The organism is Streptomyces sp. NPDC097981 (genome assembly GCF_040302565.1).
Classification (GTDB): domain Bacteria; phylum Actinomycetota; class Actinomycetes; order Streptomycetales; family Streptomycetaceae; genus Streptomyces.
On record NZ_JBEORW010000072.1, the window covers coordinates 1 to 23,039 of the forward strand.

Genomic DNA, 23,039 nt, shown 5'->3' on the forward strand with positions numbered 1-23,039 from the left:
GGCGGCATGGCCGTCGTCGAACGCGGCCATGAGTGGATCGGCGAACGCCTGGCCGGCACCGGCCTGTCGATCGCCGCGGTCAACACCCCCACGTCGACGGTGATCTCCGGTGACGCCCACGCCCTGGACACCCTGCTGGCGCAGCTGAAGACCGAGGAGGTGTTCGCCCGCCGGGTGCAGGTCGACTACGCCTCCCACAGCGCCCACATGGACCCCCTCCTGCCTGTTCTGGCCGAGGAGCTCGCCGGCCTTCAGCCGACGGCCGGACACATTCCGCTCTACTCCACCGTCCACGGCCGTCTGGTCCACGGCACCGAGATGGGCGCTGACTACTGGTGCGCCAACCTGCGCCGGCCGGTTCGGTTCGACCAGGCCGCCCGGGCGGCCACCGCCGACGGCCACCACACCTGGATCGAGATCAGCCCGCACCCCGTCATGGCCATGGCCCTCGACGAGATCACCCAGCACCACGGCGGGGTCGCCGTGGGCACCGCCCACCGGGACCAGGCCGACACCACCGACGTCCTGTCCTCATGGGTCCGCGCCGGCCTCGCCCACGCGGACGCATGGCCCTGGCAGCAACTCGTCCCCCGGGCACCGCTGGCGAGCGAGTTGCCCACGTACGCCTTCGACCGCCGGCGCCACTGGCTCCCCGCCCCCGGCACCAACCCCGTGGGCGCCTCCGGCCGGGGCGTGGACGGGGTGGACCACCCGTGGCTCACGCTGTCGACACCGCTGGCCTCCGGCGACGGACTGATCCTCGCCGGCACGATCGATGCCACCGACGGCGGGCAGGCCTGGCTGGGCGACCACCGCGTGTTCGGCACGACGCTGCTGCCCGGTACCGGGATCCTGGACATGGTCCTCACCGCCGCCGAACAGGTCGGCGCCGACACGGTGGAAACCCTGACCCTCGCCACCCCGCTGGTCCTGCCCGAGACCGGGCGGCTGCGCCTTCAGATCGCCGTCACCGGCATCGACGGCCACGGGCGCCGCCAGGCCACCGTCCACACCCACCCCGATTCCGACACCCACCCCGACACGCCCTGGACCACCCACGCCACCGCCCAGCTCACCCACGGCGCACCCCCGAACGACCCCGAACCCCTCGACTGGGCGGCGGCGGTCGAGTCCGCGCAGCACGTCTCCCTGGACGGGTTCTACGAGCGCTTCCGCGAGCGCGGACTCGACTACGGCCCCGCCTTCCAGGGCCTCAGTGCCCTGTGGCGGCACGGCGACGAGCTCTACGCCGTCCTCCGCCTCCCGGAGGACCTGCGGCCCGAAGGCTTCGGAATCCACCCGGCCCTCCTGGACGCCGCGCTCCACACGATCCTCACTGCCGAGGAAGCCGACGACGAGAACACGCGGCACTGCGACGGCAAGCGGGTCCTGCTGCCGTTCGAGTGGAACGACGCCCGGCTGTACGCGACCGGGGCCTCGGTCGTGCGGGTGCGCGTACGCCTCGACAGCACGCGCGAGCAGGCCGAGCTGTGCGTGACGGACGAGCACGGGGACCTGGTCGTCACGGCGGGCCTCCGCCTCCGGGAGGCCAGCGCGGAGGGCGTGCGGACGGCGGCGCAGCAGCACCTGTACCGGCTGGAGTTCCAGGAGTGCCCGTCGTCGCCCGCCGCCGCCGGGCCCGGGGACACCGTGATCACCGCCGGCCCCCTCGCGGCCGCGCTCGGACTGCCCGCGTTCGACACGGGAACCGTGACCGGACCGGCTCCTTCCCGCATCGTCGTGGATGCCACCCAGCCCTCCGGTACCCCGGAGGAGTTCACCGCGGCGGCCCTGGTCCGTGCGCGTGACCTGCTGGCCGATCCGCGGCCGGCCGGCACCGAACTGGTCTGGGTGACCCGCCGGGCGATCTCCGCGGACGAGGACGAGAGCGTCGACCTGACCTCGGCGCCCCTGTGGGGCCTGCTGCGTGCGGCACGCGCCGAGGGGCACCCGGTGCGGCTGCTGGACTTGGACGCCGGCGCCGATCCGGACGCGGTGCGGGCGGCACTGACCCTGCCCGAGCCGGAGCTGGTGGTCCGCGGCCGTACGGTACGGGTACCCCGGCTGGTCCGGTTCTCCCCGCACGACACGGCACCCGACGGCGGCGCCACCGCGTCCGCGGCCGAGGGCACGGTGCTGATCACCGGCGGTACCGGTGAACTGGGCCGGCAGGTCGCACTGCACCTGGTGAGCGCGTGGGGAGTGCGCAAGCTGGTCCTGGCCTCCCGCCGGGGCGACGCCGCGGCCGGCTCCGACGAGCTGGTCGCCGAGCTGACCGCCGCCGGGGCCGCAGGCGTGCGCGTAGTGGCCTGCGATGTCACCAGTCGCGAACAGCTGGCCGGACTCGTGGAGTCCGTCCCGGACCTCAGCGGCGTGTGGCACCTGGCCGGCGTACTCGACGACGGGCTGCTCACGGACCAGACTCCGGAGCGACTGGAACGCGTCTGGGCGCCTAAGGCACGCGCGGCGTGGTGGCTGCACGAGCTGACCGCGGACCGTCCACCGGCCTGGTTCGTGGTGTTCTCGTCCGCCGCGGGTGTCCTCGGAAGCGCCGGGCAGAGCGGTTACGCCGCGGCGAACGCGTTCGCGGACGCGGTCGTGCTCGAGCGCCGCCGGCAGGGACTTCCCGCACTGAGCCTGTCCTGGGGCCTGTGGGAGCAGGCCGGTACGGGCCTGACCGCGCACCTGGGACGGGCCGAACTGGCACGGATGCGCAGGCAGGGAGTGGCCGCGCTGACCGGCGCCCAGGCGCTGGGGGCTCTCGACACCGCGCTGACCGGCCGGCGGGCGCATCTCGTACCCCTGCGGATCGATCTGTCCGGGGCCGAGGACGACCGCTCGCCGCTGCTGCGCGGCAGGACCCGGATGCGCAGGCTCGCGGACACCCGTACGGACAGCGCCGACACCGGCTGGTCCGCCCTGCCGGAACCGCAGCGCATCCGCGCGCTGACCGACCTCGTACGGCGCGAAGCGGCCGCGGCACTGGGCCGCCCCGACGAGATCCGCCCCGACGCGGAGTTCACCGGACTCGGACTGGACTCCCTGATGGCCGTCGAACTGCGCCGCAGGCTGTCCGCCGAGACCGGACTGTCCCTGCCCGCGACGGCCGTTTTCGACCACCCGACGCCTGCCCGCCTGGCGGGGTACCTGAACGGCTGCCTGCGGGACCGGGGGGAGGACACGGTCCGTGCGCGCGTGGAACGCGTGGAGCGACGCGACGTCCATCCCGCGACCGAGGGGCAGCGCCGGCTGTGGTTCCTGGAGCAGATGAGCCCCGGCACGGCCGAGTACAACGTGACGATGCCGGTCCGGGTCCCCGAACCGCTGGACCGCGAGGCGTTCGCCTCCGCCGTCGAGCACGTGGTGCGGCGGCATGAGGCCCTGCGCACGGGCCTGGAGAGCCGCGACGGCGAACTGGTCCAGGTGGTGTACGAGGAGTTCGGCAGCCCCCTGCGCTTCGAGGAGGTCGCCGGCCCCGATGAGCTGGCCGACCGGATCCGCGTCGAGGCCGAGTCGCCCTTCGACCTGTCCGGCCCCGTGCTGCTGCGCTGCCTGGTGCTGACCGGCACCGACGAACAGGTGGTCTGCCTCACCCTGCACCACGCGATCGTCGACGCCTGGTCGCTGGTCATGACGCTGAATCAACTATTCGCCGCCTATGGGGAGTTCCGCGCCGGCCGTGTTCCCGACAGCGGCAGCGCGCCGCTCGTGCACCTCGGCGACTACGCCGGCTGGGAGCGGGACTCCATCGAGCGGGGAGCCTTCGAGACGGGACTCGGCTTCTTCCGGGACGAACTGTCCGGGGTCCCGCGTCTGAAACTGCCCCCGGGCGATGCGGACTCCGGCGCGGACAAGGTCGGATTCACCGTGTCCGACGCCCTTCGCGGCGAGCTGGAGGCCCTCGCCTCCGAGGCGGGGGTCACCCTGTACACGGTGCTGGCCAGCGCCTTCGCGGTGCTGCTCGCCCGGTACAGCGACCAGCGGGACTTCGGCATCGGCACGGTGTGGTCCGGGCGCGGACTGTCCGGGTCGGCGGAGATCGTCGGCTTCCTCGCCAACACCCTGCCGCTGCGCTGCGACCTCTCCGCCGACCCGGACGTGCCCGGTCTGCTGTCGGCGATGAAGTCCCGCGTGCTCGGCGTGATGGAGCACCAGAACGTGCCCCTGTCCGAAGTGGTCAAGGTCGTCGACGCCGAGCGCAACGGCGAAGAGAACCCGCTGTTCCGGGCGGTGTTCAACTACGGCCTGGGCGCGGAGCCCGATGACGACACGTGGCGGCCGTTCGCCGGGTTCTTCACCGGCAACGTCGCGGGAACCGCCAAGTTCGAGCTGACCATGAGCCTCGCACCCGCCGCGGAGGGACTGCGCGGGGAGCTGGAGTTCCGGACACACGTACTGGACCAGGGATCCGCACGGCGCATGGTCGCGAACTTCGAGACCCTGCTGACCTCCTTCGTCCGGGATGCCGGTCTGCCGGTCAGCCGGCTGTCCCTGCTCCACGCCGAGGAGGAGGGCCGGTTCCGGCGGCACGGCGACGGCGTCACGCCGGAGCCCGCCGCGCTGCCCGCGCCGCAGCCGGAGGCCGCGGAGTCGGCCGCCGGCGGTGACCGGGTGTGGGAGACGGTGCTCTCGGCCTGGTCGCAGGTGCTGGAGGTGGAGCCGGACGAGGTGGACCCGGACAGCGGGTTCTTCGATCTGGGCGGCACGTCGTTGACGGCGGTGCGGGTCCACGAGCTGGTCCGTGACGGCCTGGGCCGCGAGTTCCCGCTCGCGACGCTCTTCCGCCAATCTACGGTGCGGCAGCTGACCACGTTCCTGCGCGGCGACACCACGCCCGCGGCGCCCGCGGCGACGGCGCCGGCGGCGGCCGAGGAGCGTACGGGCACGGGCTCGGACTCGGGCCCGGACGAGGACGCGGTGGCGATCGTCGGCGTGGCCATGCGGCTGCCGGGCGCGCGCGACGCGGAGGAGTTCTGGGCGAACCTGCGCGGCGGGGTCGAGTCGATCCGCCGCTTCACGGACCAGGAGCTCCTGGACGCCGGTGTGCCCAGGAGCGTGCTGGACGATCCCGCGTTCGTCCCGGCCAAGGGGTACGTGGAGGACGCCGATCTCTTCGACGCCGAGTTCTTCGGGTACTCGCGGTCCGAAGCGGAGAACATGGATCCGCAGCACCGGCTCTTCCTGGAGACCGCCTGGCAGGGCCTGGAGGACGCGGGCATCCTGCCCGGCGCCGACCACGGCCGCATCGGAGTCTTCGCCGGCGCCGGATTCGGCGGCTACAACACCGGAACGGTCCGCGGCGACGAGATCACCGAACTCCACGAGTTCTACCGCAACCTCCTCGGCAACAAGTCCGACTTCGTGTCCACCAGGGTGGCGCACAAGCTGAACCTGCGCGGTCCCGCGCTGACCGTGCAGACGGCCTGCTCCACGGGTCTGGTCGTCGCCCACCTGGCCCGGCAGAGCCTGCTGCGCGGGGAGACCGACGTGGCCCTCGTCGGCGCCTCCGCGCTCACCTTCCCCCTGGAGTACGGCTACTACCACCAGGAAGGCTTCGTCTTCTCCCCGGACGGCTCCTGCCGTGCGTTCGACGCCGAGCGCCAGGGCACCGTGGTGGGCAACGGTGTGGTGGCGGTGGTGCTGCGGCGCCTGTCGGACGCGGTCGAGGCGGGGGACCGGATCTACGCGGTCATCCGCGGCAGCGCCATCAACAACGACGGCTCCGACAAGGTCGGGTTCACCGCGCCCAGCGTGAGCGGCCAGGCCGCCGTCATCACCGACGCGCTGGCCGACGCCGGACTGTCGTCCGCCGACATCGGCTACGTCGAAGCGCACGGCACGGCCACCGCCATGGGCGACCTCATCGAGGTCCAGGCCCTCCAGGAGGTCTTCACCGCCGACCGTGACGAGCCCTGCGCCGTCGGGTCGGTGAAGTCGAACATCGGCCACACCGACGTGGCCGCGGGCCTGGCGGGGCTGGTCAAGGCGGCGCTGTGCGTCTACCACGGCGAGCTGGTGCCCACGGTCAACTTCCAGCGCGTCAACCCCGAACTCGGCCTGGATCCGGCCGTCCTGCGGATCAGCGACGACACACGGGCCTGGTCGGGCACCCGACGGGCCGGAGTGTCCTCGTTCGGCATCGGCGGCACCAACGCCCACCTGGTCCTGGAACAGCCGCCCCAGCCGGCCACGCCACCCGCCCCGGCACGCGCCGCGGCGCCCGTGGTCGTCTCCGGACGGAACCCGCAGGCACTGCGGGACCAGGCCCGCCAATGGGCCGACTGGCTCACCCGGCACCCCGACACTTCCCTCACCGACCTCGTCCGGACCACCACCCGAAACCGCCGGCACTTCGACCACCGGGCCGCCGTACTCGCCCATGACCTGGACGAGGCGGTGCGCGGGCTGACCGCGCTCGGGGACGGACACGCCGACGACGCGGTGTGCACCGGCGTGGCCGAGGAACGCGGCAAGGTCGTGTTCGTCTTCGCCGGCCACGGTTCGCAGTGGCCGGGCATGGCCCGGCGCCTGCTCACCGAAAGCCCGGCCTTCGCCGACACGGTCGCCCGCTGCGACGAGGCACTGCGCCCCTGGACCGGCTGGTCGGTCCGCGAACTGCTGGCGGACCCCGAGGCGAGCGGGCTGAGCCTGGACGACGTCGAGGTGACCCAGCCCGCCCTGTTCACGGTCGCCCTCGGCCTGGCGGAGGTGTGGCGGTCCGTCGGCCTGGAGCCGGAGGCCGTGGTCGGGCACAGCCAGGGTGAGGTGCCCGCCGCCGTGGTCGCCGGAGCGCTGACCCTGGAGGAGGGTGCCAAGGTGGTCGCCGTCCGCAGCCAGGCGTTCGACCGCATCGAGAGCGGCTCGGGCGGCATGGCCGTGCTGGGACTGCCGCTGGCCGAGGTGGAGGAACTGCTCGCCGGATACGGCGGTGCGCTGTCGGTGGCCGTGGTGAACACCCCGGGTTCGGTGGTGGTGGCCGGCGCGGCGGACGCGGTGGGCGACCTGCTCGCGAGGCTGGCGGACCGTGACGTGTTCTCCCGCCGGATCAAGGCGGACCGCGCCGGACACTGCGGCCTGGTCGACCCCATGCTGCCCGAGGTCGAAGCGGCGCTGAGCGGACTGCGCCCCCGCGCGACGACGGTGCCGATGTACTCCACGGTGACCGGCGCGCGGATCGGCGGAGAGGCCCTGGACGCCCGGTACTGGTGCCGCAACCTGCGCGAGCCGGTGCGCATGGACCTGGCGCTCGACGCACTGAGCGCCGACGGCTTCGGCGTGTTCACCGAGATCAGCGCGCACCCGCTGCTGGCGATCCCGCTGACCGCCTTCACCGCCGACCGGGGCGGAGTGGTCCTGGGCAGCCTGCGCCGGGACCACGGCGGCCTCGACCAGATCGCGCGCGGCCTCGGCGAACTGCACGTCCACGGCCACCCGGTGGACTGGACCCGGGTCATCGACGGCCCCGGCCGCCTGGTCGGCCTGCCCGGCTACGCCTTCCAGCGGCAGAGCTACTGGATCGACGGCGGATCCCGTACCCGGCAGGAACGGCAGGCACCCCCCGCGGACCTGGCGGCCCGGCTGGCGGCACTGCCCGAGCCGGCCCGTGCCCCCGCCGTGCTGGAGGCCGTGCAGGAGGTCCTCCGCGGCGTCCTCGGACTCGGCGAACCCATGCCCGTGGACGAGCGGTTCCAGGAGCGCGGGCTGGATTCGATGATGGCCCTGCAACTGCGCAACCGGCTCAGCGAGGTGACCGGCACGCCGCTGCCGTCCACGCTCGCCTTCGAGCACCCCACGCCCCAGGCGGTCGTGGACCATCTGCTGGCCCACGCCTTCTCCGAGCTGCCGCCTTCCGGTCCGGTGATGGAACGCGCCGAGCGGCGCGACGTCCACCCGGCGACCGAGGGCCAGCGCCGGCTGTGGTTCCTGGAGCGGATGCATCCGGATTCCGCGCAGTACAACGCCGTTCTCCGGCTGGAGGTGGCGAGCCCCCTGTGCCCGGAGACGTTCGGCCGGGCCCTGCGCACGGTGATGGAACGTCACGAGGCGCTGCGCACCGGGTTGGAGCTGCGTGACGGCGAACTGGTCCAGGTGGTGCACCGGGAGTTCACCGTCCCGCTGCGGCACGAGCGGGTGGCCGATGCCGACGCGCTCGACCGGACGCTGTACGCGGAGGAACGGACCCCGTTCGAGCTGGATGCCGAGACCCTGTTCCGCTGCCTGCTGGTGGACTCCGGCGAGATGTGGACCCTGTGCCTCACCCTGCACCACGCCATCACCGACGGCTGGTCGCTGTCCCTGCTGCTGAACGAGCTGTACGAGACGTACCGGGCCCTCGCCGAGCAGCGGCCCCTCGAGCTGCCGGAGGTCCGCTACCACCTCGGCGACTACGCGCGGTGGGAGAAGCAGGCCGTCGAGCAGGGCGCCTTCGAGCGCTCGCTCGCGTACTTCGCGTCCGAACTGGAGGGAGCCCAGCGTCTGGAACTTCCCGCCCGGGACACCGCCGAGAACGACCGGGGCGACCAGGGTGACCGTGGCGACCGGGGCGACCAGGGCGACGCCGTGCACTTCACCGTGCCCGCGGAGCTCCGGGCCGCTCTGGACGAGCTGGCCGCACGCAATTCCGTCACCGGGTACACCGTGTACGTCAGCGCCTTCGCGGTGCTGCTCGCCCGGTACACCGACCAGTACGACTTCAGCATCGGCACGATCTGGTCGGCGAGGGAGCTGCCGCAGGTCGCGGAGACCTTCGGATTCCTGGCGAACACCCTGCCGCTGCGCTGCGACCTGACCGGGGCGGTGTCCTTCGAGGACGTCCTCGCCCGCACGCACACCCGTGTGCGCGGGGTGTTCGAGCACCAGAGCGTCCCGCTGACCGAGGTCGTGCGCGTCGCCGGCGGTGACCGGACCGGCGAGGAGAACCCGCTGTTCCGGGCGGTGTTCAACTACGGCGGCGCGGCCTTGCCCACGATCGGCACGGGCGAGGAGGCCTGGCGGCTTCCCACCACGGGCAGCGTGTCCGGCAACGTCCGGGGCGCGTCGAAGTTCGAGCTGGGCCTCACCCTGACCGCCGACGGCGAGGTGCTGCGCGGGGAGCTGGAGTTCCAGTCGCACGTGCTGGACCGGGACTCGGCCGACCGGATGGCCGCCAACTTCGAGACCCTGCTGGCCTCGCTGGCCGAGCGGCCCGCCCGTCCGGTCCGCGAGAGCGAACTGCTCTGCGGTGCGGAACGCCGCTGGCTCGCCGAGCACGGCGGCGACGTCGCGGCCCGGCCCGCCGGCGAGACCGCGTTCCAGCGGATCCTGGAACAGGCGGCACGGACCCCCGACGCGGTGGTCGTGGTGTCGGACGGACACGAGCTGACCTACCGGGAGGTGTCCGCGCGAGCCCGCGCGATCGCCCGGCGGCTCGCCGCACTGGGCGTGACCCGTGGCGACCTGGTCGGCCTCTGCCTTCCCCGCACGGCCGATCTGCCGGTGGCGATGCTCGGCACCTGGATGGCCGGGGCCGCCTACGTTCCGCTGGACCCGGCGTACCCGAAGGCGCGTCTGGACCATGTGGTGTCCGACAGCGGCCTCGGGGTGGTGATCTCGGCCGGCTCCCTCGCGGACGTCCTGCCGGAGGGCCCGCGCGTGCTGTCCGTCGAGGAGATCACCGAGGAGGCCGTCGAGGAGACCGCCGAGGACGGGCACCACGGACAGCAGCCGGACGCGGCTGTGCCGGTCCGACCGGAACCGTCCGACCCCGCCTACGTCATCTACACCTCGGGCTCGACGGGCACCCCGAAGGGCGTGGTGGTCGAACACGCGCAGTTCGCCGCCTTCTGCCTGGCCATGGACGACCGCGTCGGCGGTGGCGCCGACGGCACCTGGCTCGCCGTGACCAGCGTGTCCTTCGACATCTCCGGCCTCGAACTGCTGTGGACCCTGACCAGGGGCCACCGCGTGGTCGTCGCCGGCGGAGAACTCGGCGCCTGGGCCGGATACCGGCAGTACGGGCCGACGCACCTGCAGTGCACGCCGTCACTGGCCAGGATGCTGCTGGCGGACGCGGAAGGCCGTGAGCTGCTCGGCGGGCTGCGGCTGCTCCTGGTCGGCGGCGAAGCGCTCGACCGCGGCCTGGCCGACCGGCTGCTGCGGACCTGCGGCGGCGACGTACTCAACATGTACGGGCCCACGGAGACCACCGTCTGGTCGACGACCTGGCGCGTCGAGCCCGGCCCGGTTTCGCTGGGATCGCCCGTCCTCGACACCCGGCTGGCCGTGCTCGACCGGCACCGGCAGCCGGTACCGCGCGGCTGCCGCGGTGAGCTGTGGATCGGCGGGCGCGGTGTCGCGCGGGGCTACTGGGACCGGGCCGCGCTGACTGACGAGCGGTTCGTGGCGGACCCGTACGAGGGCGCGGGGCGGATGTACCGCACCGGGGACGTCGTCCGCTACTGCGAGGACGGCTCACTGGAGTACTGCGGCCGCGTGGACAGCCAGGTGAAGCTGGCCGGACACCGCATCGAGCTCGGCGAGATCGAGTCCGTGGTCGCCGGCTGCGCCGGCGTGCGGGAAGTCGCGGCGGTCGTACGCGAGGACGCCGGCCCGGCGGCCCTGTGGGTGTACTACTCCGGGGACGCCGGCCGGCAGGTCCTGGCCGAGCACGCCGCGGCGCGGCTGCCGGTGTCGATGCTGCCCGCGCGGTGGATCCGGCAGGACAGCCTGCCGCTGACACCGAACCGCAAGATCGACCGGCTGGCGCTGGCCGCACTGCCCGCGCCGCGGCCGGAGCCCGCGCAACCGGCCGCCGAGGGCGACCGGGTGTGGGACGCGGTGGTCTCGGCCTGGTCGCAGGTACTGGACCTGGCCGAAGTGGACCCGGACCGCGGCTTCTTCGAACTGGGCGGAACGTCGATGGCGGCGCTGCGGGTCCACGAGCGGCTCTGCGCCGCCCTGGACCGCGAGTTCCCGCTCGCGACGCTGTTCCGCTACTCCACGGTCCGGCAGCTCACCGCGTTCCTGCGCGGCGACACCACGCGCACGGTGACCGCGGCCGCGACGTACCGGCAGCGTCCGGACGAGGACGCGGTGGCGATCGTCGGCGTGGCCCTGCGCCTGCCCGGTGCCAATGACGCGGACGAGTTCTGGGCGAACCTGCGCGGCGGAGTCGAGTCGATCCGCCGCTTCACCGAGCGGGAACTGCTCGACGCCGGGATACCCAGGAGCGTGCTGGAGGACCCCGGCTTCGTCCCGGCCAAGGGGTACGTGCAGGACGCCGATCTCTTCGACGCCGAGTTCTTCCGATGCTCTCCGTCCGAAGCGGAGAACATGGATCCGCAGCACCGCCTCTTCCTGGAGACGGCCTGGCAGGGCCTGGAGGACGCCGGCATCCTGCCCGGCGCCGACCCCGGCCGCATCGGGGTCTTCGGCGGAGTCGGCTTCGGCGGCTATGACCAGGGCGATTCCGAGGACGCCTCGGAGGTCTTCCGCTCGGCGATCGGCAACAAGAACGACTTCCTCGCGACCCGCCTGGCTCACAAGCTGAACCTGCGCGGACCCGCGCTGACCGTGCAGACGGCGTGCTCCACGGGTCTGGTCGCCACGCACCTGGCCCGGCAGAGCCTGCTGCGCGGAGAGTCCGACGTGGCCCTCGTCGGCGCCTCCGCACTCACCTTCCCCCTGGAACAGGGCTACCAGTACCAGGAAGGCTTCGTGGCCTCGCCGGACGGACACTGCCGGCCCTTCGACGCCGACGGCGCGGGCACGGTCCTCGCCAACGGTGTGGTGGCGGTGGTGTTGCGTCGGCTGTCGGACGCGGTCGAGGCAGGAGACCGGATCTACGCGGTCATCCGCGGCAGCGCCATCAACAACGACGGCTCCGACAAGGTCGGATTCACCGCGCCCAGCGTGAACGGCCAGGCCGCCGTCATCACCGACGCGCTCGCCGACGCCGGACTGTCGTCCGCCGACATCGGCTACGTCGAAGCGCACGGCACGGCCACCGCCATGGGCGATCCCATCGAGGTCCAGGCCCTCCAGGAGGTCTTCACCGCCGACCGCGACGAGCCCTGCGCCGTCGGGTCGGTGAAGTCGAACATCGGCCACACCGACGTGGCCGCGGGCCTGGCGGGGCTGGTCAAGGCGGCGCTGTGCGTCTACCACGGCGAGCTGGTGCCCACGGTCAACTTCCAGCGCGTCAACCCCGAACTCGGCCTGGACCCGGCCGTCCTGCGGATCAGCGACGACACACGGGCCTGGTCGGGCACCCGACGGGCCGGAGTGTCCTCGTTCGGCATCGGCGGCACCAACGCCCACCTGGTCCTGGAACAGCCGCCCCAGCCGCCCCAGCCGGCCACGCCACCCGCCCCGGCACGCGCCGCGGCGCCCGTGGTCGTCTCCGGACGGAACCCGCAGGCACTCCGGGACCAGGCCGGCCGGTGGGCCCAGTGGCTCACCGAACACCCCGACACCACCCTCACCGACCTGGCCTGGACCACCACCCGGCACCGCGAACACTTCGCCGAACGCGCGTCGGTGGCCGGATCCGACCTGACCGCGGTCATCGAAGGACTGACCGCCATCGCCCACGACCGGCCGGACGCGTCGGTCACCCTCGCCACCGCACGGCCGGGCAAGGTCGTCTTCGTCTTCCCCGGCCAGGGTTCGCAGTGGCCGGGCATGGCCCGGCGCCTGCTCACCGAAAGCCCGGCCTTCGCCGACACGGTCGCCCGCTGCGACGAGGCACTGCGCCCCTGGACCGGCTGGTCGGTCCGCGAACTGCTCCAGGACGAGGACCGCATTGCCTGGGACCGCCTGGACATCGCCCAGCCGGTGCTGTTCACCATGTACCTCGGCCTGGCGGCGGCCATGCGGGAGCTGGGCCTGGAAGCCCAGGCCGTCGTCGGACACAGCCAGGGCGAGATCCCCGCGGCCGTGGTCTCCGGCGCCCTGACCCTGGACGAAGGCGCCAGGATCGTCGCCGCACGCAGCACGGCCCTCGCCGCGCTGGACTCGGACGGCGAGATGGCGACGGTGGAACTCCCCGTCTCCGAAGTCGAGACGGCACTGGCTCCGCACGGGGACGCCGTCTCGGTCGCCGTGGTGAACACACCGGGATCCACGGTCATCTCCGGAGACCGGGCGGTCGTCGAAGAGCTGCTCTACGCGTGGGACGACCAGGACGTGTGGTGCGGCAAGCTGAACACCTCCTGCGCGTCCCACAGTTCGCACATGGACGCACTGCTGCCGGGCCTGCGGGACCGCCTCGCCCCGCTGCGCCCCCGCCCGACCGGCATCCCGCTGTACTCCACCGTGCTGGGCCGGCGGGCCTCGGGCGAGGAACTGGATGCCGCCTACTGGTGCCGGAACCTGCGCGAACCCGTACGGCTCGACCTCGCCCAGCAACAGCTGCTCGCCGACGGGTACACGGTGTTCGTCGAGGTCAGCCCGCATCCCGTGCTGGCCATGCCACTGGCCGACGGCGGCGCGGACCGGGACGCGGTGGTCCTGGCGGCCATGGAACGAGACCAAGGCGGTCTGGACCGGCTCCAGCGCACCCTGGGCGCGCTGCACGCGCACGGTGTCGGGATCGACTGGCCGGCGGCCGTCCCCGACGGCCGCATGGTCGGCCTGCCCGGCTACGCGTTCCAGCGGCAGCGCCACTGGAAGGAACCCGCCCGCCGCAAGACGACCGACCAGCGGTTCTGGGACGCCGTCGGGGCGGGCGAGGCCGACGCGCTCGCCGAGCTGCTCGGCGCGTCCGGGCAGCACCGGGACAGCGTCATGGACCTGCTGCCGCTGCTCCGGCGCTGGCACCAGGGCCGCGACGACCACGCCGGGATCGCCGACTGGCTGTACGAGGAGACCTGGCAGCCCGCCGAACCCGCCCCGGCACCGGCGGACGGGGTCTGGGCCGTCCTCGGGGACCCCGCGTCACCCGCCGCGGAGCTGGTGGCGGCTCTCGGCGAAGCGGGCGCCGCCGCGCACCGGGCCGGCACGGACCCAGGTGACCTCGCCTCCCTGCCGGCGGAGCTCCAGGGCGTGATCGTCCTGACGCCGCCGGACGAGGACGGCACGCGGCACGGATTCCTCCGGACCGTACGACTGCTGCAGGAACTCGGAACGAGCCACCCCAGGACTCCGGTGTGGCTGGTCACCAGGGGCGCCGTCGGCGTGGACGCGGCCGATCCGGTCACGCGTCCCGAGCAGGCCCTGCTCCACGGACTGGGCCGGGTCGCGGCACTGGAACGCCCCGAAGCCTGGGGCGGCATCGCGGACCTGCCCGAACAGCCGCACCCGCACTGGGCCGGGCAGCTCGTCCGCGCCGTCCTCGCCGGCGACGACGAGGACCAGATCGCGCTGCGCGCCGACGGCCGGTACGTACGCAGGCTGCGCCGCACCACGCCCGCACCGGGCGTGCCGTGGACGACCAGCGGCACCGCCCTGATCACCGGTGGCACCGGCGCCCTCGGCCGGCGGCTCGCCCGCTGGCTCGCGGAACGCGGCACGCGGCGCGTCGTACTCGCCTCCCGCTCCGGCGAGGTCTCCGCGCGGTTCCGCGAGGAACTCGAGGCGACCGGGGCGGAGATCGTGACGGCGGCCTGCGACGTCGGTGACAGGAGGCAGGTCGCCGAACTGATCGACCGGATCGACGCCGGCGGCCCGCCGCTGACGGTCGTCGCCCACCTCGCCGGGATCGCCGGAATGGCACTCCTGGCCGAGCTCGACGGAGCCCGGGCCGCCGAGGAACTCTCCGCGAAGGTGTCCGGCGCCTGGCACCTGCACGAACTGCTCGGCGACCGGCCCCTGGACGCGTTCCTGCTGTACGGCAGCGGCGCCAGCCTGTGGGGTGCGGGCGGCGGGACGACCTACGCGGCCGGCAACGCCGCGTTGGACGCCCTCGCCCGGCACCGGGTGGCGGGCGGCCGCACGGCCACCGTCGTCCACTGGGGCGGCTGGGCCGACGGAGGCATGGTGACGGAGGAGGCCGAGGAGCAGCTCCGGGAACGGGGCCTGCGGATGATGGCCCCGGACCGGGCACTGGGCGCACTGGACCTGGTACTCGGAACGGACCGGGTGGCACTGGGCGTGGCCGACATCGACTGGTCCCGCTTCACCCCCACCTTCTGCGTAGCCCGGCGGCGTCCGCTGCTGCTGGGCATCCCGGAGGCACGCGCCGAGATGACGGGCACGCGCCAGGAGAGCGGACTCGGCGAGCGGCTGGCGGGCATGGGACGGGACGCACGGCTGCGTACGGTGCTCGAACTGGTCCGCGTCGAGGCCGCCGCCGCCCTCGGGGTGGCGGACGTCCCCGCCGAACAGCCCCTCCAGCAGCTCGGGATGGACTCGCTGATGGCGGTCGGCCTGCGCGCCAGGCTCGCCAGGCGGACCGGCCTGCCGCTCGGCACGGACGTACTGTTCCGGCACGGCAGTTGCGCCGGCATCGCGCGACACCTGGTCGACGAACTCACCGGGCACCCGCATGGCACCGAGGACTCGGCCACCGCCTCACCGACGGCCTCGGCCGACCAGCTGGTGCGGGTGCTCAAGCCGGCGCCGAACCCCAGGGCACGCATCCTGTGCATGGCCGGAATGGGCGGCACGACCACCGCCCACATCCCGCTCGTCCCGTACCTTCCCGAGGACGTGGAACTGCTCGGCATCCGGGTTCCCGGCCGTGAGGGCAGCGGCGGGGAGGCCCCGGTGAATGATGTGAACGTGCTCGTCGACCGGGTCGTGGCGGAGATGTCCGACCGTCTCGACGTGCCGGTCGTCCTGTACGGGCACAGCCAGGGCGCAAGCGGAGTCTGGGAGATCGCCCACCGGCTGGGCAGCAGGGCGGGCGGACCGGAACTGTCCCTCGTCGCCGCCTGCGCGCTGCCGCCGTTCACCGAGGCCCCGGAGGAGCTCCAGCAGTTCCAAGAGGTGTCGGCGCTGTGGGACACGGCGGAGCCGGGGACCCTGGCCGAGGCCTTCCGGGGGGTGCTGCCCGACGGGATCCTCGCCCACGACGAGGTCTTCGCCGGCTACCTGGAGAACCTGCGGAACGACTCCGCGATGTGGACCCGGTACCAGCGCATGCTGGACGCCGACCGCAGGGGTCCGCTGGACATCCCGGTCACGGCGGTGTCGGCCACGGCCGACCCGGTGCTGCCCGAGGGCACGATGAAGGGCTGGTCCGCGCTGACCAGGGGCACGTTCACGACCCGGAGCATCGAGGGCGCGCACTCGGCGCCGATGGAGAACCCCGAGGCCATGGCCCGGCTGCTGACCGCGGCCGTCCCCGCCGGGCCGACGCCCGGCGCATGAAACGCCCGTGGCGTCCGCCGTCTTCGGACGGCGGACGCCACGGGCGCGAGGAAGGGAAGGGAAGGGAAGGGAAGGGGGTGTCAGGCCCCGGGTCCGGCGTTCGCACCGGGAAGGGCCGGGTGGCCCTCCGGGCTGGCTCAGTGCATCAGTTCGTGCTCGCGCTGGGAGTGCGGGGCAGGAGCGTGGCTGGTGGCCGACCGGCGGTTCAGCTTCTCGCCCTCGACGTCCACGTTCGGCAGGATCCGGTCGAGCCACTTGGGCAGCCACCAGGCGGACTTGCCCAGCAGGGCGAACAGGGCCGGGACGATGGCCATGCGGACGACGAACGCGTCGAAGAGGACGGCCGATGCGAGGGCGAAACCGATCATCTTGATCAGGTCGTTCGACTCCGTGATGAAGCCGGAGAACACGCTGATCATGATGATCGCGGCCGCGCTGACCACGCGTCCGCCGAAGCGGAAGCCGGTGACGACCGCCTCACCGGGCTTCGCCCCGTGGACGTAGGCCTCGCGCATCCGGCTGACCAGGAACACCTCGTAGTCCATTGCGAGGCCGAACACCACACCGATCATGAAGATCGGCATCGTGCTCATGACCGGGCCGGCCGCCTTGACGCCGAAGACGTCGGCGAGCCAGCCCCACTGGAAGACGGCGACCACGGCGCCGAGGGCCGCGCTGACCGACAGCAGGAATCCGAGGGCCGCCTTGAGCGGGACCAGGATCGAGCGGAAAACGAGCACCAGGAGGAGGAAGGCGAGGCCGACGACGAGCGCGAGATAAGGGACCAGGGCGTCGTCGAGGGTCTTGGTGAAGTCGATGAACACCGCGGTCTGGCCGGTGACGAGGACCTCGCTCGCACCCGTGCCGGTCTCGATGCTGCCCACGCTGGTGCGGATGGTACGGACCAGTTCCTCGGTGGCGTGGTCGGTGGGTCCGGTGCTCGGTACGAGGCTCAGGATCGCGGTGTCGTTCCCCGCGTTGGGTGCGGCCGGCGAGACGGAGACGACCCCGTCGAGCTTGGCCAGCGCCTGGCCGACGCCGGCCGCCGCGGTCTTGGCGTCCTTGGCGCTGACCGTGATCATCAGCGGTCCGTTGAAGCCGGGTCCGAAGGACTCCGACAGCATGTCGTACGCCTTGCGCTGGGTGGTCTCGGGGGCCATGGTGCCCTCGCCGGGCAGGCCCAGCTCCAGGCTGGCGGCGGGCAGGGCCATCGCGCCGAGTCCGACCACGCCGACGAGCAGGACGGCCACCGGGTGGCGCAGCACGTAACCGGCCCAGCGCGTACCCAGGTTGGGCTTCGACCGGGCGGCCTCCTTGGCGGCCTTGCGCTGTTGGCGGGCGGTGAGCGGCTTGCCGGTGATCGCCTTGCGGTCGATGCGGCGCAGCACCTTGACCGGCGCGAAGCCGAGCAGGGCGGGAACGAGGGTGATCGCGATGAGGACGGCGACGGCGACGGTGCCCGCGGCGGACATGCCCATCTTGGTGAGCATGGGGATGTTCACGATGGCGAGGCCGGAGAGCGCGATGATGACGGTGAGACCCGCGAAGACGACCGCCGATCCGGCGGTGCCGACGGCGCGTCCGGCGGCCTCCTGGCGCTCATGGCCCTCGGCGATCTCGGAGCGGTAGCGGGAGATGATGAACAGGGCGTAGTCGATGCCGACGGCGAGGCCGATCATCATGGCCAGCGTGGAGGTGTTCGCCGACAGGCCGAACGTGCTGCCGAGCGCGGTGATGCCGCTGATGCCGACACCGACACCGATGAGGGCGGTCAGCAGGGGCATGCCGGCGGCGATCATCGAGCCGAAGGTGATCAGCAGGACGATGGCGGAGACGAGGATGCCGATGCCTTCGGCGCCGCCCATCGCAGCTTCGATCTTGATGGCGTCACCGCCGGCCTCGATGGTCAGGCCCTTGCCGCGGGCGCTGTCGAACGCCTGCGTCTGCGCGTCGTGTTCCTCGTCGGTCAGCTGGATGCCGGGGACCTTGTACGTCACGACCGCGTACGCGGTCGTGGAGTCCTTGCTGACCGCTCCGGGCATGTACGGGTCGCTGACCCCGACGACCCCCGGGGCCTTCTTCAGGTCGGAGATGAGTTCGGAGACCGCCGGCCTGCGCTCGGGGCCGGAGATGTCCTGACCCTTGGGCGCGCGGATGACCACCCGGGCGCTGCCTCCGTCGGCGCTCGCGGCCGGGAACTTCTCCTTGAGCAGGTCGAAGGCCTTCTGCGATTCGGTACCGGGCATGGAGAAGGTGTCGGCCGGGGGAGCCGGGGCCGAGGCGGCTGCGAATATGCCGCCCACGAGGACCAGCAGCCACAGCAATGCTGTCAGGCCACGCCTTCGGAACGCGAAATGGCCCAGTTTATGGAGGAACGTTGCCATGGTGGGGGGACTCCCGTCAGGATCAAGTGACACCAAGACCCGGGGAGATTAACAAACCGCACGTACGGTTTGCTATGAACGCGACGCTTCTCCGCCACCCTTAAAACTCTTCCTGAGGCACGGCAGAGCCAGGCACCACTCAACCGGGCCCATGTACGGACCCCAGCCCAGGGTGCGGAACGCGCGATTCCTGCACTCGAGCCCACCGGAAAATCGGCCCGTGGGAAGTCTGACGTGGCACGCTTGACCGGCGATTGGGTCCTGATTGACTCTTGCGGAGGCCTGGCGGGTGCGCTCGAGGCAGGCGCCCTGAAAGGCAACGGCCGCGCGGGCTCCGGATCCTCGCCAAGTTGGCTCAAATGAAACCATCGTGCCGGTTTTTGTCCGCGGTGAATGTCTCGTGCGCGGGGCCCTCACTCAGGCGTAGGACGAGCCGGTACACGGTCCCGTGCGGAACCCGGGTCAGGCTTGAGTGCCGCGACCGAACCTCGAGCATGCGGCACCGGCTCTTCCCGGTGCATCCGTGTCGAAAGGGTCCGCATGAGCATCGTCGGCGAACGACCGCTGGTCACCGATCCCACCCCGGCGCCCGTCTTCCGCGTCCCCGCCGTCCGCGTCACCCCCGTACGGGAGCGTCCCGCGGAAGCGCCCGCGCGTACGCAGGCTCCGCCGGCTCCGGCTGCCGCCGCGCCCTCGGCGGCCCTGGCCATGGCCTCGATCCGGATCTCCCGGGGCAACCCCACCGCGGAGGAGGCGGCCGCACTGGCCGTCCTCCTGACGGCCCGTCTGCGCCTGCTGCACAAGGCCCGGGAGGCCGAGGCCGCCGCCCCCCGGATCCGCAAGCTCCCGCACCGCCCCTGCCCGCCGTACCGTGCCCCGGGGCCTGGACCTCGTAACACGGCGGCCGGGCGGGCGATATGCGCTTCGTCCGCCCCCACCGGCGCGAGCGCCGTGCAGCGTGCTCCGGACCCCCCTACCGCTCCGGCGCGTCGCCCGGGCCGCCCCGCTCGATCAGCGCGGCGATGCCGTCCAGGATCCGCTCCAGCCCGAAATCGAGCGGATCACCGCCGCGCGGGGTGAAGGCCCCGCCCGCGATGGCCGCGGTCAGCGCGGGGAACCGGTCGCCGTGCCGGTTCCACACCTCTGCCGTGAGCCGGTTCCACTCCTGACGGCCTTCCTCGTCATCGTCGACCAGCTGCTGGGCCAGGCTGCGAATGTGTCCGATGAGCAGCAGGAAGGCCGCGTGCTGCTGCGCGAACGGCAGCCCCGTCCCGGACAGCGAGGCCAAGGCGGAGTCGAGCCAGGCCAGCTGACGGGGCCCCATGAGCTGCCGGCGCATCCCGGTGGCGGCCACCATCCACGGCCGGCGCCGGTACTGCTCCCAGCATGCGCGCGCCCACGCGCCCAGCTGCGCACGCCAGCCCCCCGGCACGTCCACGACGTCGGGTGCCGGGCCGAAGGCGGCGTCGACCATCAGGTCGAGCAGCTCCGCCTTGCCCGGGACGTAGCGGTACAGCGCCATGGTGGTCACGCCGAGGCGCGCGGCGACGCTCTGCATGGACAGCGCGTCCAGCCCCTCCGCATCGGCGATGGCGAGGGCGCTGTCCACGATGCGCTCGACGCTCAGCGTGGGCTTCGGGCCGCGTCTGGGCTGTCCCTGCTCACCCCACAGGAGCGCCAGGCTGACCGCCGGATCGCGCTTCTCGTCCCTGCTCCTGGCCATACGGCCCCGCTCCTCGGATCGCTGCGCGCCAGACCCGTTGACGGCACGCCTCGGAACTGTATATAACATAAACGTAATCGCTTACGGCATACACAGTTATCGGATCCGAGGGGTCACCATGCTCGCCACCGTTCTCGCCACCTCCGCCGCCCTCCTCGCCACGCCCATCACCGCCCTGCTGGGCCACCGCGCCCTGCGCCGTACCGCCAACGCCCGGCTCCTGCGCATCGACACCCCGCACGGCATCGACGAACAGCGGTTCGTCCGGATCGGCGGCATCGAGCAGTGGATCTCGATCCGCGGCGAGGACACGGCCAACCCGGTGATGGTCGAGATCCACGGCGGCCCCGGCGCCTCCCACTCGGTCTTCGGCGTGCGCACCCGGTCCTGGGAGAAGCACTTCACGGTCGTGCGCTGGGACATGCGCGGCGCGGGCAAGACCTTCGGCCGCTCCGGCCCGGAAGGCCAGGGCGAGATGAGCTTCGCCCGGCTGTACGAGGACGCCGTCGACGTCACCCGGTACGCCCGCGAGCGGCTCGGCGCCGACCGGGTCGTCCTCGTCGCCAGCTCGCTCGGCAGCGTCTTCGGCCTGCGCCTGGCCCGCAGCCACCCCGAGCTGTACTCCGCCTACGTCGGCACCGACCAGAACATCCTGGACGCGGGCCGCGACACCTCCGTCCACGAGGCCCTCCTGGCCCGGCTGCGCGCGGCCGGGAAGGACAAGGACGCCGCCGCCGTGGAGGAGATGGGCAGCGACCCGCGCCGGTTGACCGCCGACCAGCGGGCCGCGTACGACAAGCTGACCGCGTCCTCCGATCCGCTGACGCTCGACACCCTCAAGAGCGTGGTGCTGCGGTCGCTGTGGTTCTCGCCGCTGCACTCGCTGCGCGAGCTGGGCCAGTACTTCGCGGGCATGAAGTTCTCCGCGCAGCTCACCCCCGCCCTCGCCGGGTTCGACGACCGGGCCGACGGCACCCGCTTCGAGCTGCCGTTCTTCATCTTCCAGGGCGACCGGGACGTCATCACCCCCGCCGACCGCGCCCTGGCGTTCTTCGACGACGTCGAGGCCCCGGTCAAGGAGTTCGCACTGATCGAGGACGCGAGCCACTTCGCGTCGTTCCGCCACCCGGACCGGTTCCTGGACCTGATGCTGACCCGGGTCCGTCCCGCGGCGGTCATGGCATCCGGGGCCGCCACGGCTTCATAAGACGATCTACCTGCGCGATATCTGTACGACAATCGTGTCGGCGAACCGGCTGTGCACGGAAGGAACATGAGCAGGTGGACGTACGCTCTCGGCCCGTGGACCGCTTCGAAACGGAGCGGCCCCGGCTGCGCGCGGTCGCCTACCGGATGCTCGGCTCCCTCAGCGAAGCCGAGGACGCCGTCCAGGAAGCCTGGCTGCGCCTGGAGCGCACCGACACCTCCGAGATCGAGAACCTGGCCGGCTGGCTGACCACCGTCGTGGCCCGCATCTGCCTGAACATGCTGCGCTCGCGCGAGACGCGCCGCGAGGAACCCCTCGAAACGCGCGTGCCCGACCCGATCGTCACGCGCGGCGAGGTGATCGACCCCGAACACGAGGTGATGCTGACCGACTCCGTGGGCCTGGCCCTGCTGGTGGTGCTGGAATCGCTCCAGCCGGCCGAGCGGCTCGCGTTCGTCCTGCACGACATGTTCGCCGTGCCCTTCGACGAGATCGCCCCGCTGATCGACAAGACCCCGGCCGCCACCCGCCAGCTCGCGAGCCGCGCCCGCCGCCGGGTCCAGGGCCAGGCCCCGGTGCCCGATCCCGATCTCACCCTCCAGCGCAAGGTCGTCGACGCCTTCTTCGAGGCCTCCCGCGACGGCCGCTTCGAAGCCCTTGTCGCCGTCCTCGACCCCGACGTCATCCTGCGCTCCGACGGCGGCACCGCCCGCGCACGCCAGACGGTCGTCCTGCGGGGCGCCGAGACGGTGGCCTCCCAGGCCGCCCTGTACAGGAGCCTCATCCCGTTCGTCCGGCCGGTACTGATCAACGGCGCGGCCGGAGTCGTGGTCGTCTCCGGAAACGGTCCCCTGTCCCTCATGGCCTTCACGGTCACGTCCGCGAGGATCGTCGCGATCGACGTGATCGTCGACCCGGAGCGCCTCCGCGCCCTCGGCCTCGACGACTTCAGCGCATGACCGCTCCCGCGTACGTGCGCCTGCTCAAGCCCGCGCTGGGCGACCGCACAAGCGCCTCTCTATCAGCGGTGCCTAATCTCCGGGGAGGTGTACGACCTTGCAACGCAACGCGTGTCCGCCGACGTTTCTGCTTGCACTCGCGGACCAGCACCGACGGGAGCCGACGCACGTATGTCCGTGGAAACCACTGCCCCTGGCGTGACAAGGGCGTGTGACAAAGAAGTCCGCCGCCTCGACCGGGTGGTCATCCGGTTCGCGGGTGACTCGGGTGACGGTATGCAGCTCACCGGTGACCGGTTCACCTCGGAGACGGCGTCCTTCGGGAACGATCTCTCCACGCTGCCGAACTTCCCGGCCGAGATCCGTGCCCCCGCCGGCACACTGCCCGGCGTGTCGTCGTTCCAGCTGCATTTCGCCGACCACGACATCCTGACGCCGGGTGACGCCCCGAACGTACTGGTCGCGATGAATCCGGC

The 23,039-nt window shown here is 72.5% G+C and carries 6 protein-coding genes; 4 read left to right on the plus strand and 2 right to left on the minus strand.

All coding sequences use genetic code 11. The features are described 5' to 3' along the window. The first annotated feature begins 6 nt into the window (after window positions 1-6). On the plus strand, window positions 7-16,290 hold the full coding sequence (locus ABTY04_RS37380; protein WP_352217892.1) for a non-ribosomal peptide synthetase/type I polyketide synthase: 16,284 nt from the start codon (window positions 7-9) through the stop codon (window positions 16,288-16,290). 137 nt (window positions 16,291-16,427) lie between these two features. Here ABTY04_RS37380 and ABTY04_RS37385 read toward each other — a convergent pair whose 3' ends face one another. After that, complete coding sequence (locus ABTY04_RS37385) at window positions 16,428-18,674, minus strand: MMPL family transporter (RefSeq protein WP_352217893.1); 2,247 nt, start codon at window positions 18,672-18,674, stop codon at window positions 16,428-16,430. A gap of 973 nt (window positions 18,675-19,647) precedes the next feature. Beyond that, the gene (locus ABTY04_RS37390) at window positions 19,648-20,397 is read right to left on the minus strand and encodes a TetR/AcrR family transcriptional regulator (protein ID WP_352217894.1); all 750 of its coding nucleotides are present in this window, start codon (window positions 20,395-20,397) and stop codon (window positions 19,648-19,650) included. A gap of 118 nt (window positions 20,398-20,515) precedes the next feature. Between ABTY04_RS37390 and ABTY04_RS37395 the strand changes: the two genes are divergently transcribed. The 3 genes from ABTY04_RS37395 to ABTY04_RS37405 form a co-directional block, all read left to right on the plus strand. Further along, window positions 20,516-21,604, plus strand: a complete 1,089-nt coding sequence (locus ABTY04_RS37395; protein ID WP_352217895.1) for an alpha/beta fold hydrolase — start codon at window positions 20,516-20,518, stop codon at window positions 21,602-21,604. Between the two features lie 74 nt (window positions 21,605-21,678). Further along, entirely contained in the window at window positions 21,679-22,563 is an 885-nt protein-coding gene (sigJ, locus tag ABTY04_RS37400) for an RNA polymerase sigma factor SigJ (RefSeq protein ID WP_502996798.1), read from the plus strand. A 171-nt stretch (window positions 22,564-22,734) separates the two neighbouring features. Beyond that, window positions 22,735-23,039: 2-oxoacid:acceptor oxidoreductase family protein (locus ABTY04_RS37405; RefSeq protein ID WP_502996799.1), on the plus strand; the 305-nt coding region annotated here is incomplete at its 3' end.

Coding starts and splice junctions, on each gene's coding strand:
- ABTY04_RS37380 (WP_352217892.1), top strand. CDS start 7: ATGGCCGTCGTCGAACGCGGCCATGAGTGGATCGGCGAACGCCTGGCC.
- ABTY04_RS37385 (WP_352217893.1), bottom strand. CDS start 18,674: ATGGCAACGTTCCTCCATAAACTGGGCCATTTCGCGTTCCGAAGGCGT.
- ABTY04_RS37390 (WP_352217894.1), bottom strand. CDS start 20,397: ATGGCCAGGAGCAGGGACGAGAAGCGCGATCCGGCGGTCAGCCTGGCG.
- ABTY04_RS37395 (WP_352217895.1), top strand. CDS start 20,516: ATGCTCGCCACCGTTCTCGCCACCTCCGCCGCCCTCCTCGCCACGCCC.